This window comes from Stieleria sp. (assembly GCF_041595215.1).
In the GTDB taxonomy this organism is placed as follows: Bacteria; Planctomycetota; Planctomycetia; order Pirellulales; family Pirellulaceae; genus Stieleria; species Stieleria magnilauensis.
Genome location: NZ_JBFHKV010000351.1, coordinates 1 through 7531 on the forward strand (window position 1 = coordinate 1; position 7531 = coordinate 7531).

A 7531-nucleotide genomic window follows, 5' to 3' on the forward strand; every position below is an offset into this window, starting at 1 on the left:
AATCAGCCCTTTTAATCGCTGGACTTCATTGATATCGACGCTTCCAGATGCCTTGTCGCGGATGGCGTGAATCATCATCTCGGTCAGGCGTTGGATGTCATCGCTATAGACCTCGAACTCGCGACAGAAATCGGCGGCGAATTCGGCAAACCTTAACGCATCGCCATCAAAGACGGCCAGATTGCCGGAGGTCTGGTAGGCGACGTGGATTTCATGCCCCTGAGTCGCCAAGCGTGTCAGCGTGCCTCCCATCGAAATGACGTCGTCGTCGGGGTGCGGCGAAAACAGAATGATCCGTTTGGGGAACACCGTATCGGGGCGGTCCGGTTTGCCGGCGGGCCAGCCGGTAATCGTATTTTGCAGATGGCGGAAGACACTGAGATTGATCTCATAGGCGGTTCCGTATTCGGCGAGCAGACCCTGCATCCCGTTGGCGTTGTAATCGGCGTCGGTCAACATCAGAATCGGCTTTTGGACCGATTGCGAAAGTGCGATCACGGCCCGTCGGACCATCACGTCATCCCAGCGGACGTCACCGACCAACCAGGGCGATCGGATTTCGATCAGATTCGCTGCGGCAGCGGAATCAAGAAAGAACTCGACGTCATCGTGTTGTTGCAGAAACGTCGCGGGGACCGCCGGAGCGATTTCGCCTTCGATCGCGCGGGCGACGATCGATGATTTGCCTTCGCCGAAGGCGAGCAAGATGATCCGTCGGGCGTCCAGGATCGTGCCGACCCCCATCGTGATCGCACGCCGCGGCACATTTTCGACACCGAAAAAATTGCTGGCCGCGTCGATCCGTGTCATCGCATCAAGCGTAATCGGCCGCGTCCGTGAATCCGTCCCCGAACCGGGTTCGTTGAAACCGATGTGCCCGGTCCGGCCGATGCCCAGAATCAACATGTCGATGCCGCCCAACTCGGCGATCTCGTTTTCGAACATCAGGCAATATTCAGCCAATTCATCCTGCGGCGTGGTCCCGTCGGGAATGTGGATCTGATCGCGCGGCAGGTCGATGTGGTCGAACAGGTGTTCGTTCATGAACCGGACGTGACTCTGCAGCGACTCCGGCTCCATCGGCAAAAATTCATCGAGCACAAAGACAGCCACGTTGGAAAACGACAGGCCTTGTTCGCGATGCATCCGCACCATGGCGGAGTACACATTGACGACGGTGGAACCGGTCGCCAACCCGAGCACGCAGGTGCGTCCCTCCGCGGCACGGCTGCGCACGAGTGTTGCAATTTCGAGCGCCGCGGCTTCGCTGGCATCGCTCGCTTCGGGGAAGACTCGATACGGAATCGACGACGGCGTTGTCGCGGGTTGAAAGGGTTTGAGTCTTCGCTTGTCTTTTCTCATGGTGTCATTCGTTGCTGCAAGATGGATCGGCTTGATGTGTCAGTTGTCGTGCGTGCTGTGCCGCACCGAGCATTCCGGCGTCGTTACCGAGCGTGGCAAAATCGATTTTCAGGGTTTCTCCGGTCTGGACCAACGACAAACGCACCATTTCACTTCGGATCGTCCGCAAGAACGCTCTGCCGGTGCGAGTCTGGTTGCCGCCGAAGTTCACGGCACCGCCGAGCAACACGACGGCGGGATCGGCGATATGAGCGAGCATCGCGATCGCTCGCCCCAGATGCACGCCGGTCCTGCGAACGGTCTCCATCGCGATCGCATCGCCGCATTCGGCGGCGGCGGAAATGATTTCCGGCGTCAGCTCGTCCACCGTGCCCAGCGACGAGGGTTGGTCGGTCGCTTCGAGTTGCTCGAGTGCGGTTTTGACGATTCCCGCGGCACCGGCGTAAGCTTCCAAATGTCCCGCACGGCCGCAACCACACTGCCGGGCATCGGGACCATGCTCGATGGTGACGTGGCCGATTTCGCCTCCACAGCCGTGACTGCCATTGATCGCGCGGCCGGCCACAATGATCCCACCGCCGATGCCGGTCCCCAGTGTCAGGAAAGAAAGCGAGTCGGTGCGATGCTCCCCGAAGCTGGATTCACCCAGTGCCGCGGCATTGGCATCATTGATCACGGCGACAGGCTTTTGAAAGACGCGCGCCAATTCTTGATGAAAACCGATACCGTGCCAGGCGTGCAGGTTTGCCGTTTCCATCAACGTGGCCGTCGCCTCGTCGATCACCCCGGCCATCGCCAATCCGACCGATTCCAACGCATCAAACGTGGCGCCGTGCCGGTGCAACGCCGCGACCGAAAACTCGCGGGCCCGGCGAAACACATCGGAGGGTTCGTCGCAATGCGCCGTGGAGATCTGGTCGCGGGCGACAAGCTCCTCCCCACGCAACAGTCCTAATTTGACCGAAGTGCCACCCAGGTCGATGCCCATGACGAACGACGGCGATTCGCTGGTACAGTAATTGGTTGGTTTCATGTTCGGATACAAACGTCGTCGCAATCAGTCGTCACGTTCAAGCTCACCCTTTCGATTCATTCAATTTGCAATGCAAAACAGATGGTTCTCTCCGCGGATGAACAACTCATCGCCGCACGGAGCAGGCGTTGCATCAACCGTTTCACCGACCGAATTGGACGAGACGATTTGTAGCGTTGCCGAATCCTTGATCACAACCGTGGTGCCACTTCGCCCGGTCAAGTAGACGTGGCCTCCGACGGCCATCGGCGACGCGTAGGTATTGCTGATCCCGGGCAGCCGAACGGCTTCGTAGTAGGGTTTGCCGGTCTTGGCATCCAGGCAACTCAGGTTTCCGGATTTGCCTTTGTGGAAATACAGCCGGCCGTCGCTGAGTAAAGGGGATGCGATGTCGGGAGTGTTTCGGTTAACCGTCCACACCACACGGTCGGTGCCTTCGATGTCGCCTTGCCCGTCAGGCCGAAACGCGCCGAGGAACGATCCTTGGAAGCCGCTACCGACAAACACCAATCCGTCGTCGGCGACCGCCGATGCGACCGGCCGAGCGGTTTGGCCGCCGCAGCGCCAAAGTTCTTGACCGGTTTCAAGATCATAACTGCGGGCAAAGTTTTGACCGTTCATGATGATCTGTTTTTTTCCGGCGACGTCGATCACCAAGGGCGTGGCCCAGCAAGACGGTTCATCGCGATCGGTCTTCCAAATCGTTTCACCGGTCAATTTGTCCAGCGCGTAGATTGCCGAATCGCCCTCATGGTCCCACGGCACAATGATCATCTTGCCATGAAGTGTCGGTGAGCTGCCTTCACCAAATCCGTTGCGTGTGATCATCTTTCCAAAGTCATCGCGTTTCCATTTCAACTGGCCTTCCATCGTGTAGCAATACAGGCCACGCGAGCCGAAGTGCGCATACACATGTTTGCCATCGGTGCAGGGCGATGCCGACGCGAATCCGTTGGTCGAATGGGTTTCCTGGTGCGGGACGGCGGTGACCGCGGTTTGTTTCCAAAGTTGCTGACCGGATTGCCGATCGAAACAGAGCACTTGAAAGTCCAGTTTCGGCAGCGCCGGAGCCCTGCCACGTTGAAACTGATTGCGATTCTGCGGGGTTCGTGGCGGTGGCGCCGTCCCTGGACCCACGTCGACGGCGGTGACCACAAACACGCGGTCTTCCCAAATCACCGGCGACCCGGAACCGCGGCCCGGAATCGGAACCTTCCATTTCACGTTCTCCGTTTCGGACCATCGGGTCGGCGGGTTGCCGCTGGCGGCCGCACCGTTGCCGGTCGGACCGCGCCAATGAGCCCAATTGTCTGCGATAACGCTCTCCGCGGACGTGAGCAACGTCATCGCGGTGACCAGGACGCTGATCCGGCAAAAACTGCGAAGCATGAGACGTGATTTCAGAAGGAGGAAATGTAATGGGAGGGGGGCCGCCTTTGAGCCGGACGATTCCGACTCGGCCACATTGTAACTCGTCGGCCCGGATCGAGTATGTCGGCATGGGGGGCCCCGGCGGCCGAGCGTTGGCAGGAAACGCAGTTTCCAAGGGCCAGATGACCGGGGCGTCCCGCTGCACTCTCCGAACACCCCTGAACTCGCCGAATACCGCCGAGGCAAAATCTTTGACACTGCGTCACGGATGCGACATCTTGGGGGGTACCGGACGCGGCCCGAGAAAGATTTCTGTCCGTTGACTTCGGCAATAAAGGGTCTTTGGCATGTTAATCGATCAAACGGAACTCATCCAACAAACTCCGGTGTGCGGGGGCCTGCGTCAGGAGACGCTGCGATTGATTTTGAGTCAATCCGAAGAGCAAGAGGTGCCCGCGGGCGAGTTCTTTTTCCGCGAAGGAGACGCGGGAGACTGCTTGTACGTGATCCGATCCGGAACGGCGATCGTCCAGCGGACCTGGCAGGGCAAAGCGATTGTCTTGGCGCGAGTTCAGCCCGGCGACTGTTTCGGCGAAATGTCGTTGATCGATTTACAACGCCGCTTCGCCGGTGTCAAAGCGGAAACCGATTGCAGCGTGATCCGAGTTCCCTACACGGCACTGATGAAACTGTGTCAGGTCGATATGGAACAGTACGCGATGGTGATGATGAATTTGGGTCGCGAGGTCAGTCGTCGACTGCGGATCGCCGGCGAGCGACTGTTTCGTTACCAGCAAGAACTCGGCCAGCAATGGTTTGACGAGGAATTGGTATTCGATGCTTGATCAAAAGGGTTTTCGTTACTCTCCCTCAGGTGACTCTGAAAACTGCACGACCCGCGATGACGGAGAGTACAATACGCGCAAATCAACTCAACGGATCAGAAAATGAGTCTCACCACCACGCATGGCGAACAGCGTGTCCTGCTGCGATCGATCCATCCATAGAATTCCCCACGGAGAGAACTCTTGACCCGCCGCAACGCCATCCTCTTCATCACCCTGGCCAGTCTATTCGTCTTCGTGCGACCGGGGATCAGCGCCGAGCTCCCCGAACGGCCGAACTTCATCGTCGTCTTCTGTGACAACCTGGGCTACGGCGACATTGAACCGTTCGGTTCAACGTTGCACCGGACGCCGCACTTGAATCGCATGGCGACACAGGGGCGAAAGTTCACGCACTTCTGTGTGACCGCCGGCGTCTGCACCCCGTCACGCGCCAGCCTGATCACCGGGTGTTACTCCCAACGCGTCGGCATGCACCACAATCCGCGCGACGGACATGTGCTTCGCCCGATCTCGCCGTATGGACTGAACCCCGACGAAGTCACGATTGCCGAAACACTGAAAGAACAGGGGTATGCGACGGCGATCATCGGCAAATGGCACCTGGGCGACCAGCCCGAATTCTTGCCGACACGTCAGGGATTTGACTTCTTTTTCGGTGTCCCCTACAGCGATGACATGACGCAAACGGTCGGCCAGCGCCTGGGCGATCGGCTGGACGGAAAACATTGGCCGCCACTGCCATTGATGGAAAACGAAGTCGTCGTCGAAGCCCCCTGTGACCGAAACGGCCTGACCAAGCGGTACACCGAACGGGCGATGCAGTGGATCCAGGAGCACCGGGAGGAACCGTTCTTTCTGTATTTTCCGCAAGCGATGCCGGGCAGCACCAAGACGCCGTTTTCCAGTGAAGCCTTTCGGGGCAAAAGCAAGAACGGACCCTGGGGCGACTCCATCGAAGAACTCGACTGGTCGATTGGTCAAATGATGGACCAATTGAACGAGTTGGGACTGGCCAGCAAGACGCTTGTGATCTGGACGAGCGACAATGGTGCGCCGATCAATCGAGACTTGAACGATCTCTCACGCGGATCCAATCGCCCCCTGCACGGCCGTGGTTACACGACCAGCGAAGGCGCCTTTCGAGTCCCGACGTTGATGTGGCAACCGGGCCACGTGCGGGCGGGAACCGTCTGCGACCAACTCGTGACGACGATGGATTTGTTGCCGACGTTCACCAAGCTGGCCGGCGGCGAACTGCCGCAAGATCGCACGATCGACGGCCACAACATCGCCCCCTTGATCTACAGCCAGCCGGACGCAACGTCTCCGTACGAAGCGTTTTACTATTACCATCAGGATCAATTGCAAGCAGTTCGTTCCGGACCCTGGAAACTGTTCCTGCCGATCGATCCCTCCGCCGGTCATCCCCATCTCGGAAAAAATGACCCGCCGCAAACCCTGCTGTTCCATCTGTACGACGACGTTTCGTGTCGACACAACGTTGCCGCCGAGCATCCCGATGTCGTTGGCCGACTGATGCGACTGGCCGAAGCGGCACGTGAAGACCTGGGTGACAAGGGCCGTCCGGGCAAAGGACAGCGAACGATCGGAAAAATCGATGGCGTGCCGGAGCCACAGACCATGACCCGCTAGATGTTCGGTGGGATCGGATTCAGCAACCGTCACACACCAACACATTTAGACCAAAATCTCCTTGATCACCTGGCCGTAATCTTGCTCCAGACGCTTGTGCCCGGGCACATTCAATCGGTGAGAATGCAAGCCCAACTGATGCAACAACGTCGCATGGACATCGGTCACGTAGTGCGGATGCTCCACGGCATGGAAACCGATTTCATCGGTCGCGCCGTGCACGATGCCGCCCTTGAGTCCACCACCGGCCATCAAGACGCTGAATCCGTACGGATGATGATCGCGGCCGTCGGAGTTCTGTGACCCCGGTGTGCGTCCGAATTCCGTCGCGAACACGACCAGCGTCTCGTCCAGCATGCCCCGCTGCTTGAGATCCTGGATCAAGCCCGCGACCGGCCGATCGACCTGCATCGCCAATTTGGAATGATTGGCTTTCAGTTTCGAGTGCTGGTCCCATGCCCCCGCGGCACCATCGCCATGCATGATTTGGATGAATCGAACACCCTGTTCGGCGAAACGACGCGCCGCGAGCAATTGCTCGCCAAACGGACGTGTTTCTTTCTGATCGAACCCGTACAGTTTTTTGGTGGCCTCGGTCTCGGTGTCAAACCGAATCACTTCCGGGACGGCCGTTTGCATGCGGTAGGCCAATTCATAGGACTTGATCCTCGCTTCCAGCTCTGGGTCGTGCGGATACTGCTCGGCCGTCAAGTGATTCAAGCGACGCACCAAGTCAAATCCGAGACGCTGCTGGCCGGCCGAAACGTCTCCCTCGGGGCTCGCATAGTCGAGAGGATTGTTCGGGTCCACTTTCAATGCGACGCTGTCGTAAGCCGGCCCCAAGTAGTGTCCGTCGCGTTTGTCAAAAAAACGCGGCCCCATGCCGATGAATTGGGGCAGGTTTTCGTTGAGTGTTCCCAGCCCATAATTGACCCAGGCGCCGATCGTCGGCACACGTGGATCGAGCATGTGTCGCCCCGAGTGAAACTGCACTTGAGCGCCGTGGTTGTCATCGGTCGTCCACATCGACCGGATCACGGCCAGGTCATCGACACAGGCACCCAGATGCGGGAACCAGTCACTGATTTCGATTCCGCTTTGACCATACTTTCGATAGCCGACTTGCAACGGATAGATCTTGTTGCGTTGCTGGCCGTTGGCATCATTGACGACGACGACCCGAACCCGTTTCAGTTTCTCCGGATCTTGAACATCGGCAAACGGAGTCTCGTTGATCGTTTTCCCGGCGTACTTGGTCAGCGCC

6 protein-coding genes are annotated in these 7531 nt (G+C 58.6%); 2 read left to right on the forward strand and 4 right to left on the reverse strand.

Annotation, left to right across the window (positions count from 1 at the left end):
* From ABX749_RS14890 to ABX749_RS14900, 3 genes are all read right to left on the reverse strand, one after another.
* On the reverse strand, positions 1–1362 hold a 1362-nt coding region (locus tag ABX749_RS14890), incomplete at its 3' end, for a 6-phosphogluconolactonase (RefSeq protein ID WP_372896666.1).
* A 4-nt stretch (positions 1363–1366) separates the two neighbouring features.
* Positions 1367–2395 carry an ROK family protein gene (locus tag ABX749_RS14895; protein ID WP_372896667.1) on the reverse strand — a complete coding sequence of 343 codons (1029 nt, stop codon included), beginning with the start codon at positions 2393–2395 and terminating at the stop codon, positions 1367–1369.
* Between the two features lie 60 nt (positions 2396–2455).
* Positions 2456–3784: a PQQ-binding-like beta-propeller repeat protein gene (locus tag ABX749_RS14900; RefSeq protein WP_372896668.1), complete on the reverse strand. Its 1329-nt coding sequence runs from the start codon at positions 3782–3784 to the stop codon at positions 2456–2458.
* Positions 3785–4113: 329 nt separating this feature from the next.
* Here ABX749_RS14900 and ABX749_RS14905 point away from each other — a divergent pair, with 329 nt between their 5' ends.
* The gene (locus ABX749_RS14905; RefSeq protein ID WP_145213763.1) at positions 4114–4611 is read left to right on the forward strand and encodes a Crp/Fnr family transcriptional regulator; all 498 of its coding nucleotides are present in this window, start codon (positions 4114–4116) and stop codon (positions 4609–4611) included.
* Between the two features lie 183 nt (positions 4612–4794).
* Entirely contained in the window at positions 4795–6267 is a 1473-nt protein-coding gene (locus ABX749_RS14910; RefSeq protein ID WP_372896669.1) for a sulfatase, read from the forward strand.
* 45 nt (positions 6268–6312) lie between these two features.
* Here the strand turns inward: ABX749_RS14910 and ABX749_RS14915 are convergent.
* On the reverse strand, positions 6313–7531 hold a 1219-nt coding region (locus ABX749_RS14915), incomplete at its 5' end, for a DUF1501 domain-containing protein (RefSeq protein WP_372896670.1).

What these genes read in the sequence shown, in the direction of transcription:
- ABX749_RS14900 (WP_372896668.1), bottom strand. Translation starts at nt 3,784, where the DNA reads ATGCTTCGCAGTTTTTGCCGGATCAGCGTCCTGGTCACCGCGATGACG.
- ABX749_RS14895 (WP_372896667.1), bottom strand. Translation starts at nt 2,395, where the DNA reads ATGAAACCAACCAATTACTGTACCAGCGAATCGCCGTCGTTCGTCATG.
- ABX749_RS14905 (WP_145213763.1), top strand. Translation starts at nt 4,114, where the DNA reads ATGTTAATCGATCAAACGGAACTCATCCAACAAACTCCGGTGTGCGGG.